This window comes from Desulfoluna spongiiphila, from assembly GCF_900101345.1.
In the GTDB taxonomy this organism is placed as follows: Bacteria; Desulfobacterota; Desulfobacteria; order Desulfobacterales; family Desulfolunaceae; genus Desulfoluna; species Desulfoluna spongiiphila.
The window spans coordinates 53,490-76,065 of the sequence record NZ_FMUX01000017.1; the positions used below are offsets into that span (position 1 = coordinate 53,490).

The 22,576-nt window shown below is 58.9% G+C and carries 13 protein-coding genes; 6 read left to right on the forward strand and 7 right to left on the reverse strand.

What is annotated here, in order from left to right:
• Positions 1–6 precede the first annotated feature (6 nt).
• The 3 genes from BLQ12_RS19465 to BLQ12_RS19475 form a co-directional block, all read right to left on the reverse strand.
• Complete coding sequence (locus BLQ12_RS19465; protein WP_092213205.1) at positions 7–2,172, reverse strand: SulP family inorganic anion transporter; 2,166 nt, start codon at positions 2,170–2,172, stop codon at positions 7–9.
• A gap of 896 nt (positions 2,173–3,068) precedes the next feature.
• Positions 3,069–4,178: a THUMP domain-containing class I SAM-dependent RNA methyltransferase gene (locus BLQ12_RS19470; RefSeq protein WP_175469945.1), complete on the reverse strand. Its 1,110-nt coding sequence runs from the start codon at positions 4,176–4,178 to the stop codon at positions 3,069–3,071.
• An 879-nt stretch (positions 4,179–5,057) separates the two neighbouring features.
• A complete protein-coding gene (locus BLQ12_RS19475; protein ID WP_175469946.1) occupies positions 5,058–6,824 on the reverse strand; it encodes a Na/Pi cotransporter family protein in 1,767 nt (588 codons plus the stop codon).
• Positions 6,825–7,301: 477 nt separating this feature from the next.
• Here BLQ12_RS19475 and BLQ12_RS19480 point away from each other — a divergent pair, with 477 nt between their 5' ends.
• Positions 7,302–7,928, forward strand: coding sequence for a single-stranded DNA-binding protein (locus tag BLQ12_RS19480; protein WP_092213211.1), 627 nt, complete (start codon positions 7,302–7,304; stop codon positions 7,926–7,928).
• A gap of 348 nt (positions 7,929–8,276) precedes the next feature.
• Here BLQ12_RS19480 and glpB read toward each other — a convergent pair whose 3' ends face one another.
• Positions 8,277–9,566, reverse strand: a complete 1,290-nt coding sequence (glpB, locus tag BLQ12_RS19485) for a glycerol-3-phosphate dehydrogenase subunit GlpB (protein ID WP_175469947.1) — start codon at positions 9,564–9,566, stop codon at positions 8,277–8,279.
• Positions 9,559–11,121 (reverse strand): anaerobic glycerol-3-phosphate dehydrogenase subunit GlpA, encoded by a 1,563-nt coding sequence (glpA, locus tag BLQ12_RS19490; RefSeq protein WP_217640357.1) that lies wholly within the window; start codon positions 11,119–11,121, stop codon positions 9,559–9,561. The genes glpB and glpA overlap by 8 nt, the downstream gene beginning before the upstream one ends.
• A 434-nt stretch (positions 11,122–11,555) precedes the next feature.
• On the opposite strand from glpA, the gene BLQ12_RS19495 reads away from it, so the two are divergent.
• Positions 11,556–12,371, forward strand: a complete 816-nt coding sequence (locus BLQ12_RS19495) for a DeoR/GlpR family DNA-binding transcription regulator (protein WP_226860060.1) — start codon at positions 11,556–11,558, stop codon at positions 12,369–12,371.
• Between the two features lie 261 nt (positions 12,372–12,632).
• Here the strand turns inward: BLQ12_RS19495 and BLQ12_RS19500 are convergent, their stop codons facing one another.
• Positions 12,633–14,156 (reverse strand): OmpP1/FadL family transporter, encoded by a 1,524-nt coding sequence (locus BLQ12_RS19500; RefSeq protein ID WP_175469948.1) that lies wholly within the window; start codon positions 14,154–14,156, stop codon positions 12,633–12,635.
• Between the two features lie 495 nt (positions 14,157–14,651).
• Between BLQ12_RS19500 and BLQ12_RS19505 the strand changes: the two genes are divergently transcribed.
• A complete protein-coding gene (locus BLQ12_RS19505) occupies positions 14,652–16,268 on the forward strand; it encodes a sigma 54-interacting transcriptional regulator (RefSeq protein WP_175469949.1) in 1,617 nt (538 codons plus the stop codon).
• A 568-nt stretch (positions 16,269–16,836) separates the two neighbouring features.
• Here BLQ12_RS19505 and BLQ12_RS19510 read toward each other — a convergent pair.
• Positions 16,837–18,402 (reverse strand): YifB family Mg chelatase-like AAA ATPase, encoded by a 1,566-nt coding sequence (locus BLQ12_RS19510; protein WP_092213218.1) that lies wholly within the window; start codon positions 18,400–18,402, stop codon positions 16,837–16,839.
• Positions 18,403–18,794: 392 nt separating this feature from the next.
• On the opposite strand from BLQ12_RS19510, the gene lpxC reads away from it, so the two are divergent.
• From lpxC to BLQ12_RS19525, 3 genes are read left to right on the forward strand one after another with little or no spacing between them, the layout of a single operon-like run.
• On the forward strand, positions 18,795–19,661 hold the full coding sequence (gene lpxC, locus BLQ12_RS19515; RefSeq protein ID WP_226860061.1) for a UDP-3-O-acyl-N-acetylglucosamine deacetylase: 867 nt from the start codon (positions 18,795–18,797) through the stop codon (positions 19,659–19,661).
• The gene (locus BLQ12_RS19520; protein WP_092213222.1) at positions 19,658–20,230 is read left to right on the forward strand and encodes a DUF4390 domain-containing protein; all 573 of its coding nucleotides are present in this window, start codon (positions 19,658–19,660) and stop codon (positions 20,228–20,230) included. The genes lpxC and BLQ12_RS19520 overlap by 4 nt, the downstream gene beginning before the upstream one ends.
• 8 nt (positions 20,231–20,238) lie before the next feature.
• Positions 20,239–22,545, forward strand: coding sequence for an ATP-binding protein (locus BLQ12_RS19525; protein WP_226860062.1), 2,307 nt, complete (start codon positions 20,239–20,241; stop codon positions 22,543–22,545).
• The last annotated feature ends 31 nt before the right edge of the window (positions 22,546–22,576 follow it).

The following is a 22,576-nucleotide window of genomic DNA, read 5'->3' on the forward strand; positions in this document are numbered from 1 at the left end:
CTTGGATCAGGCGCTGACTGCCTCTTCCGCAGGCAGGTACTTGGACAGGGGACACCCGCCACAGGCGCCCTCTTCATGGATCTGCTGATAAATAACGGTCAGGGCCTTCTCCCCGTTGGGATAGATGTTCTCTTTCCCGATGGTCTCCAGAAGGTGGGTGCGTTCCAGAACGGCGACCACCTCTTCCTTCATGGAGCTGAAGGAGATGCCTCGACCGCTTTCGCGCACCGTCTCGATGAGAATCGCCAGGGCCTCTTCACCGGAAGCATCCACGTCGTTGATGCCGCTGGATTCGATGAGGATATGGCGAAGATCGGGCTTTTCGGTGATGAACTCAAGCACCTTGTCTTCGAGGTAGGAGGCGTTGGTGAAGATCAGGGGCCCGTCAAACCGAACAACGGCAATGTGCTGGCACTCCCGCAGCCCGAACTTCACAGAGCTTCGGAAGGTCTGGTCTTCGGACCTTGAAAGCAGGGCCACACGGGGCCGGAGGTTCTTGTAGATGAAGACGATAAAGGTCAGGGCCACACCCACCATGATCCCCTCTTCCAGATGCGGTGCAAAGTAGAGGGTGCAGATGAAGGTGATGACGCTGATGGCACCGTCGGCACGCTTGGCTTTCCAGGCGTGCACAAACCCTTTCACGTTCACCAGCCCGATCACGGCCATCATGATGACCGATGCCAGGACCGCCTGGGGCAGGTGGTAGAGAAGGGGGGTGAAAAAGAGCAGGGTCAGGGCCACCATGAGGCTGGTCACCACCGAAGAGATCCCGCTGACAGCGTTGGCCTGCAGGTTCACCGCGGACCGTGAAAAGGAGCCCGACACCGCGTAACTCTGACCGAAGGAACCGATGATGTTGGCCAAACCCTGGCCGATGAGTTCCTGGTTGGGGTCCAGCTTCTGACCGGTCTTGGCCGCCATGGCCTTGGCGATGGCGATGGCCTCCATGAAACCCAGCAGGGAGATGATCACGGCAAAGGGGAGCAGCTGAAGAAAGGCCCCCAGAAAGGTGGTGTTGTCGGGCAGGGTGGGGATCCCCACCTTGAGGCCCTTGGGAATGTCTCCCACCACAGCACCGGCGCCGATCATTCTCAAGCCGTCCAGGGCCAGGGGTTTGTTCCCCACCTTGATACGCCACTTGCGCCCGTCGGTCTGCATGCCTTCAGGCTCTTTGCCGCGCACATAAAAGACAGGGCTCTCCCCGGTGTCTTCGGTGGCGGCAAAATGAACCAGACGCAGGGTCTCCCGGGTCTCCCCGGAGGAGGCCTTCAGGCTGTTGATCCGGGCGTTGATACGGGCCAGATCGTACTCAAGCTCCATCTCCTGCGAGGAGGGAATGGAACCCTTGGTATGCTCCTGAGCGGCCTTGAGCCGGGTATTAAGGGATGCACGCTCTGCCCCCAGCGTTGCAATCTCGGCCACGTCGCGGTTAAACGCATCGATCATGGCGGTGACGGACGGGGCCTTGATGCTGGTCGCGGGCACCGATACGTCATGATTGAACTTAAAGGCAAAGGAGATCACCGTGGTGACGGCAACGGCCACCAGCACGTTGGGGATCTTGGGGTTGACCCGTTTCAAAAACACCATGATGGCGATGGAAAACGTCCCCATGGCAAGGGTCGGGAGGTGGGTGTAATGAAGGGCCGAGCGGCAGACGTGCAATATCGTCTCGTAGTGATGGGGCGCCTTGTCTACGTAAACCCCGAAGAGTTTTGAGAACTGGCTTGAGGCGATGATGATGGCCGCCGCGTTGGTAAACCCGTTCACCACCGGGTGGGAGAGAAGGTTCACCACCAGGCCGAGGCGCAGAACCCCGAGCAGGAACTGAAAGGTCCCCACGGTAAGGGCCAGCAGCACCGAGTAGGCGATAAATTCCGTACTCCCTGCGGTTGCCAGCGGTTCCAGCGACGCCGCCGACATCAGCGACACCACCGCCACCGGTCCGGTGGCCAGTTGGCGACTGGATCCGAAGAGAGCCGCCACCATGGGCGGCAGAAAGGCAGCGTACAAGCCGTAGTAAGCCGGTAACCCGGCCAGCTGGGCGTACGCCATCGATTGTGGAATCAGAACCATGGCCACGGTAATCCCGGCCACCACGTCGGTTCTGAACTTTCCTGTGTCGTAGTCCTTGAACCAGAGCAGAAATGGAAACACTTTGGTCAACATAACGATACTTCCCCCTGAAAATCAAAAAATTAAGTACATAAACCTCTTCTTCCTATTCGTAAAAGGAACTTCCCTGTCCTTTTATATCCGGTAGCTGAACCGCGAGGGGATGTTGCACAAACCCTGCCGGTTGTTCATAAAACAACAAACGCCTTCACTTGAAGCATGGTTTCGTCCCTTTTGCTCCAGCAGGGCGTTTGTTCCACTTGCAATTACTTGCCAAAAATCACTTACTGGCCTTCCCAAACCAAATAAAAAGTTCTTTTCGAGCAATTAGAATGCAGATATATGACGACGAAAGTTTTGTCAATCGGAAAGCCGCTAACGGGATGATTCCCTTCATCTTTTTCATTCAGGATTTCCCAGGGAACCCCCAAACCAGCCACAGGCCGGAGAATAGGTCCGGTCAATAATCCCATTGATTTTTTAACAATCCCTTACGCGGCGCATCCCCCTTCCCCCCTCCCATCCGAAAAATCGGACACCGGCAAGAAAAATAGAGTCCCAAACCCAAAACAGCGTTCACCCGAGATAGGGTCCCCTCCGCCCCTGAACCGCCTCTAATAATGGGCACCAACGCATGAAAAATATGGCGATTCTACGGCCATAAAAACAAGGCGGGTGCAAAAAAATGAGGGGAAAAGCGCGCCTCCGGCGGCAAGGTGCGCCACCTTGAAAGCAGGCTGCGAATGCGTTTTGCCCCTCGTACCTCGGGTCACATCACATCCGCCTTTAAAACGCCATTCATGCAAGCGGTTTTTTATGATCTGTTTGTTAAACTTTTTAAAAGTTTAGCCCCCGGCAGGGCCGCCGGAGGCATCTTTAACATGGCTGCCTCCGGCGGCAAGGTAATGCGCCCTTGCCCTGGAAGACAGGAGGGGGAGGTAGAAAGGGGATCAGGGAAGCCGGCCGATGATCACGGTAAGATCCAGGCCCCCATGGGACATGGGGTGCCCGTGGAACCCACGGGGCATGGGGCGGGGAACCTGCTGTTTCGGAACGGCCAGGGCCGCCGTCCAGCCGCCCCAGTGGGCGGCAAGATGATCCAGCAGGCGCTGGACAAAGGCGTCGTTGCCCCCCTTGATCCGCTTGCCGTACGGGGGATTGAAGACAACCACGCCGGGAACAGAGGAAACGGAGGCCGGGTCCAGGGAGAAAAAGTCACTCGCGCGGAGACCCACGGCCTTTCCGAAGGGCAGCTCAGCCAGGGTCGCCCCGAGACGATCCACGGCCCCCTGGTCCAGGTCCGAGGCAAAAATCACGGGGGCTGACACGTCGCTGATCGCCTTTTCCGCTTCCCGCTTCATGTGGGCAAAGCCCTTTTCCCGGAACGAGGGCCACTGCTCAAAGGCAAAGCGCCGAAACAGCCCCGGGGGCGTGCGGGTTGCCCGCATGGCCGCCTCCAGGCTGAAGGTCCCGGCCCCGCACATGGGGTCTGCCAGGGGCGCATCCCCGGTGTACCCGGCCATGGTCAGGATGGCAGAGGCCAGGGTCTCGCGGATGGGCGCCCTGCCGCCGTGGGTCTTGACCCCGCGCTTGTACAGGGGCTCGCCCGCGGCATCCAGGGAGAGGGTAAAACGATCGTCTTCCCCCCGAAGGTAAATCTTCTGGGGCACCCGCCCTTCCCCCCCGGGCAGGGCCTGATCCACCACCCCCTTGACCCGCTGGGCCACGGCGTCGGTGTGGTAAAGACGACAGTGGTGGGTTGTCACCACCACCTCGGGGTCGGCATCGGTCGGCAACCAGAGCTCCCAGGGAATCTCAGCGATACGCCGCTCCAGCTTATCAAAGTTTTCCGCCTTGAAGCTTGCCAGGCGCACCAGGATGCGGTTGGCAAGACGCAAGGAGAGGGCCGCCTGCCACAGGGACTCCAGGCGGGCGGTGAACTCCACCCCGCCGGTGACCCGCGTGACCTCAAGGCCCAGACAGGCCTCGGCCTCCTGGGCCAGCAGCCCGCCAAGGCCCGGGGTGGCGCTCACATAAAAGGTGTGATCACGGCCCGCCACGCGGCGGCGCACCCTCTTCTCAAAGGCGGCGTCGCCTTTTTTATTCTCCTGCGGTGTTTCCAGTCTTCGGTCCTCCAGATCTCAAAAGCATAAATAAAAAACGTAAATACTCAGCTCAAAATGCCTTCTATGGTTAAAGTTCGGATGAATCACAGGGTCAAGAGGGCTCAGAAAAAAACAAAACCAATGCCTCCGGCGGCGAGGTGTGCCACCTCGAAAGCAGTTACGAATGCGCTTTCCCCTTCGTTCCTCAGGGAAAATCACATTCGCTATTGATTCAGATTAAGCCGAATCTGTTTTTAAAACCTGTTTATTAAACTTTTTAAAAGTTTAGCTCCCGGCAGGGCCGCCGGAGGCATCTTTAACCTGGCTGCCTCCGGCGGCAAGGTGTGCCACCTTGAAAGCAGAATGCGAATGTGCTTTGCCCCTCGTTCCTCGGGTCACATCACATCCGCCTTTCAAACAAACGTCGGCCTTGATCATCGTTTTGACCATTGGCCTGTTTGCATCCCCTCCCCCCGAACCCCCTTGTCCCCTGGAGCGCCGCACTCCGTTTCGGTCGATTTTTCTCAGTTTTTCAAAGGTCGCGGACAAACGAAAACCAGGGCCCAAACTTTATCCAAAAAGAACGATTAAGGCCTGTTTGTTAAACCCATCTTAATGATATCAGGCAAAAGTTTAGCCACCGGAGATATAAGCTGAATAGTTACCCAAAAAGGATAAAATGGGCCTCTCCTGCAAAACCGGTTGCCACATGTCACACCCCAAGCAAATGCCCCGTAAACATGTGCATGATGTCTACCTTCATGCATTCGCCACAGGGTTTCCAGGTGCCCCCACCTGGCCGCCGGAGGCTTTCTTCCCAACAGCAAGAGCCCATCAAATAAGCAGCGCCTTCTCCCGGGTTTCGGTCTCCAGGAAGGTTTTTGCGATGTTGGATGAATAAACAATGATTTGAACCATGAGGTTCATCAGCTCGGTGTGGACCTCGTGGGTCTCCACGGACGCCGCCTGTTTTCCCACCAGGCGATCGAGGTGGTGCACCCGGTACTGAAGCTCCAGGTCGAGGTACTTTCGCTCTTTCACCATGATGCGCTGGGCCTTTTCCAGATCCTGCTCGGCGAAGGCCTCTTTCAAGAGCCGGATCTGCTTGCACACCTTCTGGTGGTAGATGGTGAGCTCTTCCCTGCCCTCTTCTGAGAAATCATGGGCCAGTTCATGCTTTTTGCGGATCAGGGGCAGCACGTTGCGGTGGATGATATCCCCTATGCTCTCCATGTCCCGGACAATGGAGACCATGGCGTAGACCACGCGCAACTGGGCATCCGACGCCCCGCTGCGGGCCACCTTGAGCAGGTAATCGGTGATCTTCTCCTCCAGGAAATCGATCTCCTCTTCGCGCATGTCGATCCCCTCCATGAGGGTCAGCTCCGGGTAGACCTTGTCCCGCTTGGGGCTCTGGGTCACAAAGGGGACGGCCACGGCCTTGAGCAGATACTCCAGCGCCGAGGCCATGCGTGAAATCTCGGATCGGGCAAGATCCACGGCCAGGGCCGGAGAAAAGATCTTGCTCTCATCCAGAAAGGTGGTGGTGTACCGGGGAATGGGGCAGGCGGTCTCCGGCAGCATCCGCACGATGAGCCGGGCAAAGGCGTCGCTGAAGGGCAGCACGATGATCCCGATGGCAATATTAAACACGGAGTGGGCGTTGGCAATCTGGCGGGCGATGTCCGAATTGAACTCGTCCCCGAGCCAGGAAATACACCAGGTGAACTCCGGGATAAACCCGATAAAAAGCATCACCCCGATGACACGAATCATCACGTTGGCCAGGGCCACCCGCTTGGCATCCCGGTTGGCACCGATGCTGGCAAAGCCCGCAGTGACACAGGTGCCGATGTTGGCCCCCAAGACCATGGGGATGGACGCCTCCAGGGAGATGAGCCCCTCAAGGCCCAGGACAATCAAGATACCGATAAAAGCGGTGGAGCTCTGGATAAGCGTGGTCAGCACCACCCCGATGAGAAGGCCGAGGAATCGGTTCTCAAGGCCCGAGAGCAGGGTGATCACCTCCTGGCTGCTGCGCAGGGGCCGCATGGAGTCCCCCATGAGCTTGAGGCCGTAAAACAGGACACCGAAGCCCAGGAGCACATCCCCAAAGGATTTTACGGTATCACGCTTGGCAAGGAGCCGGATAAGAAAACCGGCCACAATCATCAACAGGGCATAGTCGGTCACCTTGAAGGCAATGAGCTGGGCCGTGATGGTCATGCCGATGCCCGAGCCGATGAGCACCCCGATGGTCTGCATGAACTGCATGAGCCCTGCCTGGACAAAGCCCACCAGCATCACCGAGGTGGCGCTGCCCGACTGCACCAGCATGGTGACCACGATGCCCAGCAGCATCCCCCGGTATTTGTTCTTGGTCAGATTGGCCAGGATGGTCCGGAGCCGGTCCCCTGCGGCCCGCTGCATGCCGTCGCTCATGAGCTCCATGCCGAAGAGGAAAAAAGCGAGCCCCCCCATCAGCCCCATGAGCTGAAATCCCCAGTGAATCTCCGAAAGACCGTCAGCCCAGGCATCCGCTGCGCAAAAGGTGATGCCTGCGCCCACAAGCCAGGCCCATCCGCTCTGTTTCGACCTCATCCAACACCTGCCCATCTCAAGAGTAGTCATTACATCGCCCGGCGAGGGCTCCGCCATTGCTCCCGGCACCCGTCGTCCACGCCCTACAGGTCATACCCCGCTCAAAAAAACCGCCATGCAACCGGTGCGAATCTTCCGGAGCACCGGTGACCTCGTCGTTGCTGATTTTTCAAAAAAGCCGCCATGGGCGCCTGCCTCCGGTTCGGCCAGGGGATGCCCATCATCTTAGTGAAGGCACTTGGCAGCCGTCAACAGGATTTAAGCCCGCCCCAGGCGCCCCGCCAAGGGCGTTAACCCCGCCTGCCCACCCGGAATCCGCACCGGCATGGGGTGGAGAGCAGATTGACAACCCTTTCCATATCTTGTATCTAATCCATCATAATGGCTTGTTCGACTTTTTGCGAAGCTGTCATTAACCATTTGATCTGTAAATAAAGGGCTTCGGCCCATTCGATTTGACCTTCCAAGGAGGCATCCATGGCCAGTTTAAACAAGGTGATGATTATCGGAAACCTGGGCAGGGACCCTGAGGTGAGCTACACCCCCAGCGGTCTTGCCATTTGTAAATTCAGTATCGCCACCACCGACGTTCGTGTGGATCGAAACAGCGGAGAGCGCACGGAGCGAACAGAGTGGCACCGCATCACCGTGTTCGGAAAAACCGCAGAAAACTGCGGCCGATTCCTCGCCAAGGGCAGGCAGGTTTATGTCGAAGGACGCCTCCAGACCAGCTCCTACGAAAAGGACGGCATCACCCGGTACTCCACCGACATCATCGCCAACCAGGTCACCTTCCTGGGCGGCCGCAACGCTGAAGGCGGAGGCGGTGGCCAGCAGGGCGGCGGCTTCGGCGGCGGTGGCCAGAACAACAACTACCAGGGTGGCGGATACAACCAGAACCAGAATCAAAGCCAGGGCGGTGGCTACGGCAGCGCTGGCGGGTACCCCGGAAGCTACAACAGCACTCCCCAGCAGCCTGCACAGCAGCAGCCCCCCCAGCAGCCTGCGGCACAGCCCCAGAGCAACGGCTTTGACCAGGGCGGAAGCTTCGGCGGCGGCGATCCCGGTTTCACCAACCCGCCCGACGACGACATCCCCTTCTAGGCCCTTATAAAGCGCCTGGCACCATACGCAAAAAGCCCCCTTGCAATGCAAGGGGGCTTTTTTTGTTCTTAGGCGCTGATCAATGACAACATATGTGACTATTCAGCTCCGAAAAGCTGCCTTCTATGGTTAATCACAGAGGGATCAACAAAAAGCCAAAAACATGCCTCCGGCGGCAAGGTGTGCCACCTTGAAAGCAGGTTGCGAATGCGCTTTCCCCCTCGTTCCTCGGGGAAAAGAACATCCGCCTTTAAATGAAAATTCATTCATTTTTTCAAGACCTGTTTATTAAACTTTTTAAACGTTTAGCCCCCGGCAGGGCCGTCGGAGGCATGCTTTTGCATGTTGTCACACACCGCACGATTCTGCGGCCCTGAAGGCGGTGGCGATGGAGATCCCGGCTCCGCTTTTTTCCCGTTTCCAGTCCTGGTGGGCCAGGATGCTGCCGGCAACGAAGAGATTCTGGCTGACGGGGTTGCCCTCTTTGTCCAGGGGGCGCATGGCCGAATCAGCGGTCACTCCGGCCCGGTTGACGGCATGTCCATCGGAATGGAAAAGGTCGCACCGATGCCACAGGTCCCGGCTCGCGGGCTGGGTCACGTAGAGATCCAGGAGGGGTTCGGTCACGCGGTGCCGGTCTCCGGCCAGGCCTCCACCCATGAAACGACCGGTGGCCAGGATCATCCTGCGGGCAAACACGGTGCGTGCCTCGCCCCTCAGGGTGGCGGTGACGGAAAAACCGTCCTCCCCTTCGGAGACCGTGGTGACCCGCCCGCCCACGAAGGTGGCAACACCATACCTTGAGAAGGCTCGGTCCAAGGCTTCTCGCAGCCGGACGCCGGCTGCCGTGGGGGGCATGCCCGGGATTTCAAAACAGGGAACGCCAAGGGCGTCTTCAAGGTGGACCAGGGTCTCACGGCTCCTCTCCATCCCGAAGATGGGGGGCAGGCCCACGGCCTTGTGGCCGTCCAGGTGGGGACGGATGGCCTGGACCAGGCGATCACGTCCCGCGGGGAGATCAAGCTCCCGCGCCAGGGCCTCGGGATAGATGTCTCCGGGACGTCCCAGGCCTTCGGGGGCAATCTCAACGGAAGAGATCCCGGGCCAGGCCGGGGCGGCCGACTGGGCCACCTGATTTGCCTGAAACCCTTTGAGCCCCCGGATGCCTACGATGAGGGTTTTGTCTCTCTTTTCAAAGGCCGTTGCCCCTGCCGCCATGGTTTCGGGGAGGGCATAGCTTGCCTTGATGGTGCCCACGCTGGTCACCACCCGGGCGTTGGACTCGCAGAGCTGATAGCCCAGCCCTTCGGCTTCGAGCAATCCCAGAAACTCTTGGAACGACTGCCCGATGGCTTCACGCCCAATCTTACCGTAGGGGTGATCCGGCTCGGAAGCGACCAGGGTCTCAACCGTCTGCCAGGGATCCGTGGAGTAGGCCTTGTCTCCGGGTACCATGCCCGCCAGGTCAAACAGGCCGCTTGACAGGGGCAGCTGGCTGCCCGTGCCCACCACAGCGACTTTAAGTCCTCGCTTCGCCGCAAAAAGGGCGGCCGCGCTTCCGGCAAGACCATTGCCAACCACCACCACATCCCAGCTGCCGTCCCAGGGATTCCGGGCTGTGTCTACTAGATTATTCATGCCCCACCTCCATTCCAAAGAGTCCGCACTGCAGGGCCTCATGAAGCTCCGCCCGGGCGAGGTTCTCTCCCCAGGAGACGGATCGCATCCCCTTCCAGCGCTCCTTATAAAATTGGGCCAGCCCGGAGAGTCCCTCGTCACCGGTCACGTGTCCCTGGCCGTACATCCAGGCGGCCAGCCTCAGTCCGCAGAAGCTCCCCTGACAGGGACCCTTGCCCACGCGGCTTCGCAAGCCCACTTCCACAAGGCCCCGTGCAAGGCCCTGGCTTTCCAGGGAGGCCACAAGGGAACCGATGACTGATTCAGACACCATTTCGCATTCGCAGATCATACCGTCCCCTTTCTGGTGGCCGGCCATCCATTTTTTCGGGGCCGCACCGGGTTCGGTCCACATGGCGTCCCCGCTTGCCGGAAGGGGCTGAGTCCGGGTGACGCAGGGCCCGCCCATGCCGAGGTAGTGGCAGACCGCGTCGGCCGCCCGTTCCGCCATAAGCCGGTATGTGGTCAGCTTCCCGCCGGTGATGGTAAACAGGTTTTCCACCCCTTCGTCCCGGTGGTCCATGAGCACAAAGCCACGGCTGACGTTTCGATCGTCGCCCCCGGAAGGGTCTCCGAACAGGGGGCGGACCCCGCTGTAGGCGCGAATCATTCGGGTCGTGGCAAGGATGGGCAGCAGGGCTGTGGCTTCGTCCACCATGCGGTCCACTTCGTCGGTGGTTGGCCAGGCCGCATCCGGGTTGTCCACATGGGAGGAGGTGGTCCCCACAATGGAGACGGTGCCTCCGGGTACCACAATATCTGCATCCGACGGGCGGCGCAGCCGGTTCACCACCCGGGTGGTGAGACGATGGTCAGTGACCAGAAGGCTCCCTTTAGAACACCGCACATGGGTAGTGGCCCCGGCGATGGCCGCCACCTGCCCTGCCCAGGCCCCGGCGGCGTTGACCACGCAGGAGGTCTCCACCTCCACGGTCTCTCCCGTTGCCCGACGCTTCAAGAGGGCATGGGTCACCTGAGAACCTTTGCGAGTCACGCCCGCCAGCTCGGTGCCGCAAAGCAATTCCGCTCCATGACTCAGGGCATCGGAGACGTTGTCCAAGGAGAGACGAAAGGGATCCACCGTGGCGTCATTGACCTCGTAGGCCGCGACAATGGGACCGGTCAGGTTCGGCTCAAGGGCGCGCGCCTCATCCGCATCGATCTGCCGATGGGGCATGTCGCTCTGGCTCAGAAGCCCTTCGAAGTCCGCCATGTAATTTTCATCGTCCCCTTCCACCCCCACAAACAGACCGCCGGTGGCTTCAATGCACTGGGGGGCCATGGCGCGCAGAAGGGCATTCTCATCGCGGCACTCTTCGGCAGAGTGCCGGTCGGAATAGAGATACCTCGCCCCGCTGTGGAGAAGGCCGTGGTTGCCCCCAGAGGCCCCGGAGTTGATGTCCCCGCGCTCCACAAGCAAAACCTTCAATCCCCGCAACGCCAGGTCCCGTGCCACACCGCACCCGGTCGCTCCGGCTCCGATCACCGTTACATCCGCTTTTATTCGCTTCATCATCCCATGATGCTCCGTCTTAAGAATCCGATAAGGACCTGCTCAAGAGTTCCCAACGCCCCCGCGTCCCACAAATGGACCGAGACCGCAGGTCAAAAGATCCCCCTTAGCTCAGGATGTTCGTTTTCCAAAACCGACACGCACTCAGGATATCCGGCGGGCACACAGGGTTAAACCCCTTGGTTTTCAAATAAAAAAATCACAGCACGCCCAACATGCCCGGTTCCCGCCCAAGGTTCGGAATCGACCCTTTGACCTTTCACACCCAGCAGATTGTTCACAATACAACATAAATTTTCGGATTTGAAAACCCAAAACTGCTGTTTCAACCCTGCCAAATCGGGATAATATCTCTTGAGAAAAAGGAATTACGATGCTATCACACACTAAACTTTATACGTTCGTTCTCATCAAAAACGAAAATAAGGAGAGTAGAGGTGAACACAGGGGATCGGGAATACAATGCAGCGGATGTCATCCGAACCCTGCCGAGACGTCAGAAGGCGATCTATGACATGGTCCTTGAAAAGGGCTTTGTCTCCATCGAAGGGCTCTCCCAGCACTTCTCCGTGACGCCCCAGACCATCCGGCGGGATATCAACAACCTGTGCAGCGCCAAGCTGCTCCAGAGATACCACGGTGGGGCCGGGCTCCTGAACAGCGTGGAGAACTTCACCTACTCCACCCGAAAGTCGCTGTGTTCGGAAGAGAAAATCCGTGTGGCCCAGCACGTGGCCCAGTTCATCCCCAACAACGCCTCCCTGTTTCTCGACATCGGAACCTCCACCGAAGAGGTGGCCCGGGCCCTGGTGGACAAAACCGGCCTTCGCGTCATCACCAACAACCTGAACGTGGCCTCCATCCTGGGTCAGAACCGGGGCTTTGAGATCCTGGTGTCAGGCGGGGTGGTCCGTAACCACGACCTCGGCATCACCGGGGAAGCAGCCATCGATTTTATCAGCCAGTTCAAGGTGGACTTCGGCATCATCTCCGTTGCAGGCATCGACCCCGACGGCACCCTCATCGACTTCGATTACAACGAAGTGCGCATCGCCCGAGCCATCATCAGCAACTCCCGCCAGGTCTTCCTGGTGGCCGACCACTCCAAGTTCAACCGAAGCGCCATGGTGCGCATCGGCAACCTGGAAGAGGTGGACGCCCTGTTTACCGACCGCACCCCACCGGCCTCCTTTTTAGAGATCATCAAACGCGGCGACGTGAACCTGCACATCGCGCCCGGCGGCAAACACTGATGCCCTAAGGCCCCACGGGCCTGCCACCTCCGCTTAAAACAATAAAAAAAGGCCACCTTGGATCCCAAGGTGGCCTTTTTTTGTAACGAGTCTGTCCATCGTTACCTCCGGGGCCAAACACATGAAGCAACCATCCTGCAGTGACGACCCGAACCCGGAAGGGCCCGGGCCCATCGCTGCAATGCCGGGGAAAGGACCAATGGCGGGGTGCCCCTTCACCCGAGGGCCCAGGCGGTCGCCTGGACCCGGGAGATCATACGATTAGAAGCGGGCAGTCAGGGTCACGCCCCCGCCCACGATGTAGCCGTCTGCGCTGGCCGAGACCACATTCCCCTGAAAACTTTCGTTCAGGTTATTGCTCTCGCCACCGACAACGCGCGCCTGCTCGATGTCGGTATACTGGAACACCGCGTCAATGGTGTAACGGCCGAAGTTAAGTCCGGCACCTAAAGAGTAGGTCTTCTTGTCCGCATCGGGCCACTGCATATCCAGGGTGTTATCGGGAATGGGCGTGGGGTCGTAGAAATACCCGCCGCGCACGGTGAGAAGGTCGTTGACGATGTACTCCATGCCGAAACGAAGCTGCTTGGTGTCCTCCCAATCTCTCTCATAAGACTCTTCCCAACCACTCAGCGTTTCTGGAGCACCCGGAAAAACGCCGATACCAATCTGGTTGGACAACTTTGACACTTGGTCTTTATTAACGCTCCAGTCAGTCCAGACGAGGTCGCACTCAATAGAAAACTTGTCATGGGGCTGATAGCGCACCCCAGCTTGAACTTGTTGGGGATGATTGTAATCCATGGTCGCTGTTGCGACTTTAACCCCATCCTTGAAGACATCGCCCTCAAAATCAGCATCGCACTCGCTTCGATAAGTCAAGCCAAGGGTAATCGTTTCTTTGGGCTTATACATCACACCGATATTGTACGAGTAGTTCACATCATCTTCCAACTCCATGCCAATTGCAGCTTGATGATCGGGAGAAGGGAGATTACCAAACTCGCTTCCATCGACAATTCCTGCAGCATTCAGCTGGGCAGTGTAGGCTGCCGCTTCCCCATACTTTTCAGGATCTGAAGCCGCTGCACCTGCGTACACCACAGCAGCACCCGCCACATTTGATATCGCGCCCCCCCCCATTTTTTTGCTGATCGTATCGGCGTTGTCGATCAGTTTCCCCACAAACTCCGTGGTATTGGGAATCAGGTACTTACTCGTATCCGCACCAGCCTCGGACTTACCGATGGTAACCCCCACGCCAAAGGAGAGCTTGTCGTTCACCTTGTACGAAAGGGAAGGGGTCACACCGTAGCGCTTGTAATACGAATGGTACGCGCTATAGGAGCCAGGATTTTTATTGGGGTCCTTCTCCCAGTCCAATTCCATGCCCCAAGGCGCGTAAGCGGCAACGCCCAAGGCAAAATGCTCGCTGATCTTCTGAGCGTAACCCATGTGGGGCGCCACGAGAAGATCGGAGTCATCACTGAAATCGGTTGGTTCAATAAGATTTTCCGACATATTGGAACGATTGGTTACCGTAAACTGCGACATCTCAATGGTGGGATCCACCGCGAGGGCGCCCACAGAGAACACCTTGCCTTCAATCTGGGAGAGACCCGCCGGGTTATAGTACGCGGCAAAGGGATCATCGGCGGTGGCGGCATAGGCCCCGCCAAGGGCGGTGGCCCTTGCCCCGATACCATACGTATCCACAGAACCCCCATAAGCCATCGTGGTGGCGGCAAGCACACAGACCGCCGCACAAGCAAAACGTTTCACCATTGTTTCCTCCTTACACATAGCATGTCAACATAGCAGCGACGCCCGAAACTCGGAGCCCGAATCGCCTGTACATACCGATGCCTCATCAATAAACATCGTCCCGCCGAAAAACATAAAAAGCCTTCCCAGACATTTCCCGGCGAATCTTCAGGTAATTCAAAACCCCGTACACCGATCTCAGGGCCAAAAACCGACCGTACGGAACAATAGACAGCAGGTGCATACTAGAGCGGAGTTCAAAAAGCAAGGACGCGCCCCGCAAGTGCGACCATCGTTCACACAAGCCGCGCATAGCACCGTACAACCCTTCTATCGGAAGTCAATTGTGCAACCATCGTGCCATTATGTAAACAATGGTCATTGAGTAATCATTCCACCACATTCACAGAATCATGGAATATATACATTGCCGCCGAATTCATTTCATATTGAAATCCGCATTTCACAATGATACAAATCTTGGCCTACAATTCATTTTCATCGAAGGTGACCGGCATGCCATCAAAACCATTCTCTCCATCGGAACTCATCACCAAGGACCCCCGTTACGGGTTCCCCCTCTTCGGCCCCAGCCGCATCCTGGGCGTCAGCATCGCCACCCTCGAGCGGTTTTACAGGGACTTTACGGAGATGGTGGACAAAAAAACCCGCAACCGCATTGCCAAAAACCTGGGCTACGAGGTTGGCCTGGGCCAGGCCACCACCCTTTCCGGGCTCTATGCTTTTTCATCGCCCTCGGAGCACCTCCACGCCGGGAGCAGGCTTCGAAGCTTCACCGGCTATTGCCACGAACACATCACCTCCCTGGACATCACGCCCGAGGGGAAGTTGGTGCGGTTCACCGGCCTCTGGACAGAGTCCTTTGAAACCGCCGTCTACCTGAAGGCCAACAGCCGCAAGAACAAGGGCTACGCCAAACGACCGGTGTGCCTCTCCCTGTGCGCCATCCTGAGCGGCTATGCCTCGGCGGTGTTTGGTGAAAAAATTGTCGTGAGGGAAACGGCCTGCCAGGCCATGGGAACGACGAACTGTCATTTTGAAGGGAAACCGGCAACGGCATGGGCCCACGGGGAGGCCCCGCCGTACATGGACGATGAAAGCGATCACGCCTTAGAGAGCAATATCACCAAACTCAGAGAGATCCTGGGCCTTGAAAAAAACCGCGCCCCGGCTCCTCCCTTTTTCACCCCCACCGCGCCGGTGTGCAAGGCCCCCAACTTTCGAGCCGTCCTGGACCGCACGGACAAGGTCGCCCCCACGGACGCCACGGTCCTGATCCTGGGAGAGAGCGGTTCGGGCAAAGAGGTGGTGGCCCGACGCATCCACGCCGGGTCCCGGCGAAACAGGGCCCCTTTCCTCGCCATCAACTGCGCGGCCCTTCCCCCGGAACTTCTGGAATCCGAGCTCTTCGGCCACGTGCGCGGGGCCTTTACCGGTGCGGAGAAGACCAAAAAGGGGCTTTTTGTCTCCGCCGGGGAGGGCACGATCTTTTTGGACGAGATCGGCGACATGCCCCTGCCCGTCCAGGGCAAGCTCCTCAGGGCCCTTCAGGAAAGAGAAGTGCGCCCGGTGGGCGGCCTGGAGGACATCCCAGTCAAGGCCAGGATTGTCGCAGCCACCAACCGCGACCTTGCCGCCATGGCCCGGGAGGGTTCCTTTCGCCAGGACCTCTACTACCGGCTGTCGGTCTTCCCCATCTCCCTGCCCTCCCTTGCAGAGCGCAAAGAAGACATCCTCCCCCTGGCCCACGCCGCCTTAAAAAAACGCGCCCCCGACCACCCGGGGTTTTCAGCCACTGCAGAAAACGCCCTTTTAAACCACCCCTGGCCCGGAAACGTCCGCGAGCTTGAAAACTGGGTGGAGCACGGCCTGATCCTCGCCGGAGACGGCCTTATTGACGCCCCCCATCTCCCCGAAACCCACCAGACCACAACGCCCGCAGACAGCATCGACGGGGACCTTCCCAGCCTGGAAGCCCTCACCCACCGCTACATCGACAAGGTCCTGACCCACACCGGAGGCAACAAAAAAGAGACCGCCCACATCCTCGGCATCGGCACCGCGACCTTGTGGCGGCATCTTAAAAAAACGCCTCCGGCGTTTAAGGGCTAAGGCCCTTAGGTGCCGGAGGAACGGATGTTAAGCCCACTATTCGACAAATCGTCATTGTTTCAATGATGCCTCCGGCGGCCCTGCCGGGGGCCAAACTTTTGAAAAGTTTGATAAACAGGTTAAAAAAAACCTCCTTGAATGAATGCCGTTTTGAATGCGGGTGGGATTTAATCCCAGGGCCCTGCTTAAGTCCATGTAAATGAGCTACGGTACGACAAGCGCACTCTCTTTGACTGCAGCTACGCCGTTGCATGGAGGCGAAGCGCATCCGTAAGCTGCTTTCCAAGGTGTTTTGCCTGGGTGGCTCCCCCCCCCCCCTCGTTGCCGGAGTTATTCCGGTTACGGTCAAGCGAATCCCATATGCCCTTCATCGTGTTTCCAGAAGAATAAAATTAGGCAGCGTATCCTGTGGCTTCGAAGCTTGTGAAGCCGCTCGCATAAACCATCAACGTTCATGTCGGGCGACGCCCGAGCCGAAGGCCATTGCGATTTGCCCTGAGGGACGAAGGGCAAATCGCAATGACAATATGCTTTCGAGGTGGCTCACCTCGCCGCCGGAGGCACGCTTTTAACTGGGGCAGATGGTTTCCCAGGGTTCCCGTTCTTCGGCCTGGGAGAAGATCTCCCGGTACTGAATGGCTTCGGCGACGTGGGGGGTGTCGATGGCTTCGCAGCCTTCAAGGTCGGCGATGGTGCGGGCCATTTTAAGGCAGCGCATCCAGGCGCGGGCCGAAAGGCCCAGGCGCTTGACAGCGGCTTCCAGCAGGTCCCGGGAGTCTTGTCCCACGGCGCAGAAAGACCGCACCTCACGGCTTCCCATCTGGCCGTTGAACCGGATGGGAAGGGCCTCAAACCGTGTTGCCTGCCGGGCCACGGCGGCAACCACCCTTGCCCGGACATCTGCCGAGGGCTCTTCCGTGGTCTTTTTCCGTCCGGAAAGATCGTCGAAGGAGACGGCCGGGACCTCCACATGGAGGTCGATGCGATCCAGAAGGGGCCCCGAGACCCGTCCCTGGTAGCGCTCCACCTGCACGGAAGAGCAGCGGCACTCCCGGCCGGGGTGGGTGGCGTACCCGCAGGGGCAGGGGTTCATGGCACAGACGAGGAGGGTGTCGCTGGGGTAGGTAATCTTGGTGCGGGCCCGGGCGATGTGGACGAGCCCATCTTCCAGGGGTTGTCTCAGGACATCCAGGACCCGTTTTTTGAATTCAGGCAGTTCATCTAAAAAGAGCACCCCGTTGTGGGATAGGCTCACCTCCCCGGGCATGGGGTTCTGGCCTCCGCCGATGAGACCGGCATCGGAGATGGTGTGGTGGGGTGATCGCACAGGGCGGGAGGTGATCAGGGGGGTCTCACTGCCCAGCAGGCCGGCTGCGGAGTGAACCCGCGTGGTCTCTAAGGCCTCTTCAAAGGAGAGGGGAGGCAAAATAGAGGGCAGGGCCCGGGCCAGCATGGTCTTGCCTGAGCCCGGCGGTCCGTTCATCAAGAGGTTATGGCGACCTGCGGCGGCGATCTCCAGGGCCCGCTTGGCGTGGTTCTGCCCCACGATATCGGAAAAATCCACGGGGCAGCCTTTGGCCTCGGATTCAAGCCCTGCAAAGGGCGGCTCAGGCGCCAGGGGCCGGATGCCCTTAAAAAAACCGACGGCTTCCGAGAGGCTGCCCACGGCATAGACCCGGATGCCCCGAACCACAGAGGCTTCGGTACGGTTTGCATGGGGGACCATGACGGCGTTCATCCCGCAGCGCCTGGCCTCCATGGCCATGGCCAGGACGCCCCGCACCGGCTTGACCCGTCCGTCCAGGGCCAGCTCTCCGCAGATGAGAAACCCCGAAACCGCCCCTTCCGGCACCATGCCCGTGGCCGTGAGGACCCCCAAGGCCACGGGCAGGTCAAACCCGGTGCCCTCCTTGCGCATATCGGCCGGGGCCAGGTTCACGGTGATGCGATCCTTGGGAAACTGAAAGCCCGAGTTGGTCACCGCCGCCTTCACCCGCTCCCGGCTCTCCCGAACGGCGGCCTCGGCAAGCCCAACGGTGGTAAAGGCGGGAAGTCCCCTGGCGATATCCACTTCCACGTCCACCACCCTGGCCTCCACCCCCACCAGTGCACTGCAGAAAACCCTGGCCAGCACGCCCCCTCCTTTTCACCCCATGGGCCCCTGGAAGGCTCCGGGGTGACAATGACTTTGATATTTCATGGTATTTAAGATATAAACCCACTAAGTTGAGATTTTTCCGAATAATCAGGGGCCATCTTCCATGGCACCCACATCCACCCGCGTGTGTCGACCTTAACAAGTCAAAACAGTGATACCACGCACAGACAGACGGCCCGGCAAGGGTTTAGGATGTCGACACGCCTGATGCGTTTATCAGACAAACCCATCACACCACCATGCACAAACGATATGGATACGTCGGGAAAGACTCTCAAGGGATTAAGAAACGATCAGACACGATCAAAACGACGATACCGGGCGGGCCTTACGGGCTCCCCGCAGACGATACGGTGATGACAATTTACATGAATCAACGCACCTTAGCAAAACCTTTTTCATGCTCGGGAACCGGCGTCCACTCCGGTGTTCAGGTTAACCTGACCGTCCATCCGGCCCCCGCCAACCACGGCATCCGATTCCAGCGAAGCGACCTGCCGGACAGCCCCACCATCCGGGCCCTGTTCCGCAACGTCGTGGACACCAGCCTTGCCACGGTCATCGGTCAGGAGGGTGCCATCGTCTCCACCATCGAGCACCTCATGGCAACCTTTGCAGGCCTTGCCATCGACAACGCCCTGGTGACCATCGACGGGTACGAGATGCCCATCATGGACGGCAGCGCCCGGGTGTTTGCCCAGGGAATCACGGAGACGGGCATCGTGGAGCTTGACAAACCCCGGAGTGTCCTTGCCATCACGAAAAAAATCGAGCTGTGCGACGGGGACAAGCGGGTCACCGCCGTGCCGAGCGATCACTTCGCCATCACCTGCGGCATCGCCTTCAATCACCCCATGATCAACGAGCAGAGCGTTACCCTGGACTCCCGGGACAACACCTTTCTCACAGAGATCAGCCCGGCCCGCACCTTCGGGTTCTACCGGGACATCAAGATGCTCAAGCTCTACGGCCTGGGCCGGGGTGCGGAGCTGGACACGGGCATCGCCCTCACCGACGACGGCATCATGAACGAAGGGGGGCTCCGGTTTCCCGATGAGTTCGCACGCCACAAGCTCCTGGACTGCCTGGGGGACTTTTCCCTCCTCGGCATGCCCATCCTTGCGGAGATTACCACCAGCAAATCCGGCCATGCCTTTAACCACGCCTTCCTGGAAACCCTGTTCGAACACAAGGACTCCTGGGAAACCCGCACGGTGGAAGCCGACGCCCTATGAGAAGCCGCCGCACGACTCTTGCTGTCCTCGTGGTGACCCTGCTCCTTCTTCTCTCCACCGCTGCCGGGGCCGCGTCACAGGATCCCCGGCTTGCCAGCCTGACCATCACCAACACCCGGGACCACCTCCTTCTCTACACCGAGCTGGAGGGCGCCTTTGTGGAAAAGGTGGAAACCGCCGTTCAGAGCGGGGTGGAGACCACGGTCTCCTACTACATCGACATCTTTGAACAAAAAAGGTTCTGGTTTGACAAGCGCATCGCCTCCATCCGGGCCGAACACCGGGTAAAATTCGATGCCATGAAAAAGGTGTATACCATCACCCGGTCCTGGGCTGAGCCCGAGAGCCTCACCACCGAAAGTTACGAGGAGGCCAAGCAGGTCATGAGCCGCCTGGAGGGGCTACGCGCAGCGGCCCTCACCGACCTGACCCGCGGGGAGGCCTACCAGATCAGGGCCAGGGCCCGACTGGAGGAGTTTACCCTGCCCGTCTACCTGAAATTCATAGGGCTCTTTGCCGACTTGGACGCCTTTGAAACCGACTGGCGACGCGCCGCATTCGTGTATTAGGAGGTGCCATGACCCCTCCTGCCGACACGCCCCCCACCGAATCCCCCAAAAAGGCCCGCCGTCGCTATGGCGCGGGCCGCATGACCATGGACCTGGACATGGAACGGCCCTCGGCCGAGGCGGAAAAGAAGCGCCAGAAGCGGGAATTTCTCTTCATTGCCCTGCTCATCGTCACAGTGGGCCTCATCTCCTACGCCATCAGCAAGACCTCTAACTACGGCGCGAACTTCCCCATCTCCAACACCCTGATGATGTTCATTCTGATCAACATCAACATGATGTTGCTCCTGACCCTTATCATCCTTGTCTTCCGCAACCTGACCAAGCTCTACTTTGACCGCCGGAAAAAGGCCATGGGCTCCAAGCTCCGGGTCAAGCTCGTCATCGCCTTCATCACCCTGACCCTGGTGCCGTCGGTGGTGCTTTTCTATTTTTCCATGCAGTTCATCTCCACCAGCATCGCCTACTGGTTCAACGCCCCTGTGGAGCAGGCCCTTGAGAACTCCCTGTCCATCGGACGGGAGCTGTACAACCACATCGAAAAAAACAACACCTTCTTTCTTGAACGCATCACTTACCAGCTGGACAAAAAGTACCTGGCCGCAACCAAAAAAGGCTCCCTGTCCAATTACATCGTGGTGAGCCAGCGCGCCTTCAACATAGACGCCATCGAGGTGTACGGAAAAAACACCGAGCGCCTCACCTTCTCCATCTCCTCGGACACCGCCCCGGCCACCTTGAACCCCATCGCCGCAGGCGAGCTTCAGAAATCGGCCCAGTCCAAGGGCGTCCACACCGTCATCGAAGAGAGCGGGGGCCGCGAGCTGATCCGAAGCATCGCCACAGTGCCCTTCGGGGCCGAGCGCCAGGACGCCCGGGCCTACGTGGTCATCACCATCCGGGTCTCCAGGGAGCTGGTGGAAAACATCTCCTCGGTCACCCGGGGCTTTGAAGAGTATCAGCAGATCAAGCTGATGAAAAAACCCATCCGCACCACCTACTTTATCGCCCTGTCCATCGTGGCCCTGCTGGTTCTCTTCTGCGCCATCTGGTTCGCCTTTTACCTGGCCCGGTCCATCACCATCCCCATCATGGAGCTTGCCAAGGGCACGCGGCGCGTGGCCGAAGGGGACCTCTCCTTTCACATCGACGTGGTCTCAAACGACGAAATCGGCAGCCTGGTGGTGGACTTCAACAAGATGACCCGGGACCTTGGGATCAGCCGGGAACAGCTGGCCCTCTCCGCCCGCATGCTCAAGGAACAGAACCTGGAGATCGAAGAGCAGCGGCAGTACATGGAAATTGTCCTGCAGAGCGTTTCCGCCGGGGTCATCTCCCTGGACCCCTCGGGCCATGTGGCCACCATCAACAAGTCTGCCGAGCGCATGCTCCAGGTCAAGAGCAAGCATGTGATCCGCCATCACTACACCGAGCTCCTGGGGGGCCAGGAAAACCAGACGGCCAAAGAGATCTCGGAAAAACTCGAAAACTCCGGAAACGGCATCAACTTCCCCGTCTCCCTTGCGGTCAATGGAAAGCCCCGCAGTTTCAATGTCCACTCCACCACCTTAAGGGACGACAACGGCAACCCCATGGGCCTGGTCATCGTCTTTGACGACATGACGGAACTTGAGAAAATTCAGCGCCTCGCCGCCTGGCGGGAGGTGGCACGACGCATCGCCCACGAGGTCAAAAACCCCCTGACCCCCATTGCCCTGTCCGCCGAGCGCCTCAAGCGCCGGTACTCCAAGGTGGTGGCCGAGCCGGTCTTCGACGAGTGCACCCGAACCATCATCGAACACGTGGACCTCATCCGTAACCTGGTGAACTCCTTTGCCTCCTTTGCCCGGTTTCCCACCGCCAATCCGGAGCCCTGCGAGCTTCCTCCCATCGTGGAGGACTGCCTGGTCCTCTACCGGGAAGGCCTTCCGGATATTGAGTTTACAGTTCAGTTTGTAAATGATATTCCCCTTTTGAATCTCGACCGTCAGTTGATCAAGCAGGCCCTCATCAACCTGATCGAAAACGCCGTTGCGGCTGTTCGGGGCCGAGGGCGAATCGCCCTGTCCCTTTCGTACAACAGCCTCAAACAGGTGGTCACCCTGGAGGTGGCCGACTCTGGAACCGGCATCCCCGATCCCGTCAAAGCCCGGCTCTTTGAGCCCTATTTTTCGACAAAAAAATCGGGAACCGGCCTGGGCCTTGCCATCGTCAACTCCATTGTATCTGATCATAACGCCGAAATCCGGGTGCTGGACAACGATCCCAGCGGTACCCGCTTCGTCATTGAATTCCCGGTACAGGCCCCGGCCTGAGCCCGGCTTCGGCTCACCCGGTGAGCCCGCC

Coding starts and splice junctions, on each gene's coding strand:
- BLQ12_RS19465 (WP_092213205.1), bottom strand. CDS start 2,172: ATGTTGACCAAAGTGTTTCCATTTCTGCTCTGGTTCAAGGACTACGAC.
- BLQ12_RS19475 (WP_175469946.1), bottom strand. CDS start 6,824: ATGAGGTCGAAACAGAGCGGATGGGCCTGGCTTGTGGGCGCAGGCATC.
- BLQ12_RS19480 (WP_092213211.1), top strand. CDS start 7,302: ATGGCCAGTTTAAACAAGGTGATGATTATCGGAAACCTGGGCAGGGAC.
- glpB (WP_175469947.1), bottom strand. CDS start 9,566: ATGAATAATCTAGTAGACACAGCCCGGAATCCCTGGGACGGCAGCTGG.
- glpA (WP_217640357.1), bottom strand. CDS start 11,121: ATGATGAAGCGAATAAAAGCGGATGTAACGGTGATCGGAGCCGGAGCG.
- BLQ12_RS19500 (WP_175469948.1), bottom strand. CDS start 14,156: ATGGTGAAACGTTTTGCTTGTGCGGCGGTCTGTGTGCTTGCCGCCACC.
- BLQ12_RS19505 (WP_175469949.1), top strand. CDS start 14,652: ATGCCATCAAAACCATTCTCTCCATCGGAACTCATCACCAAGGACCCC.
- lpxC (WP_226860061.1), top strand. CDS start 18,795: ATGAATCAACGCACCTTAGCAAAACCTTTTTCATGCTCGGGAACCGGC.
- BLQ12_RS19520 (WP_092213222.1), top strand. CDS start 19,658: ATGAGAAGCCGCCGCACGACTCTTGCTGTCCTCGTGGTGACCCTGCTC.
- BLQ12_RS19525 (WP_226860062.1), top strand. CDS start 20,239: ATGACCCCTCCTGCCGACACGCCCCCCACCGAATCCCCCAAAAAGGCC.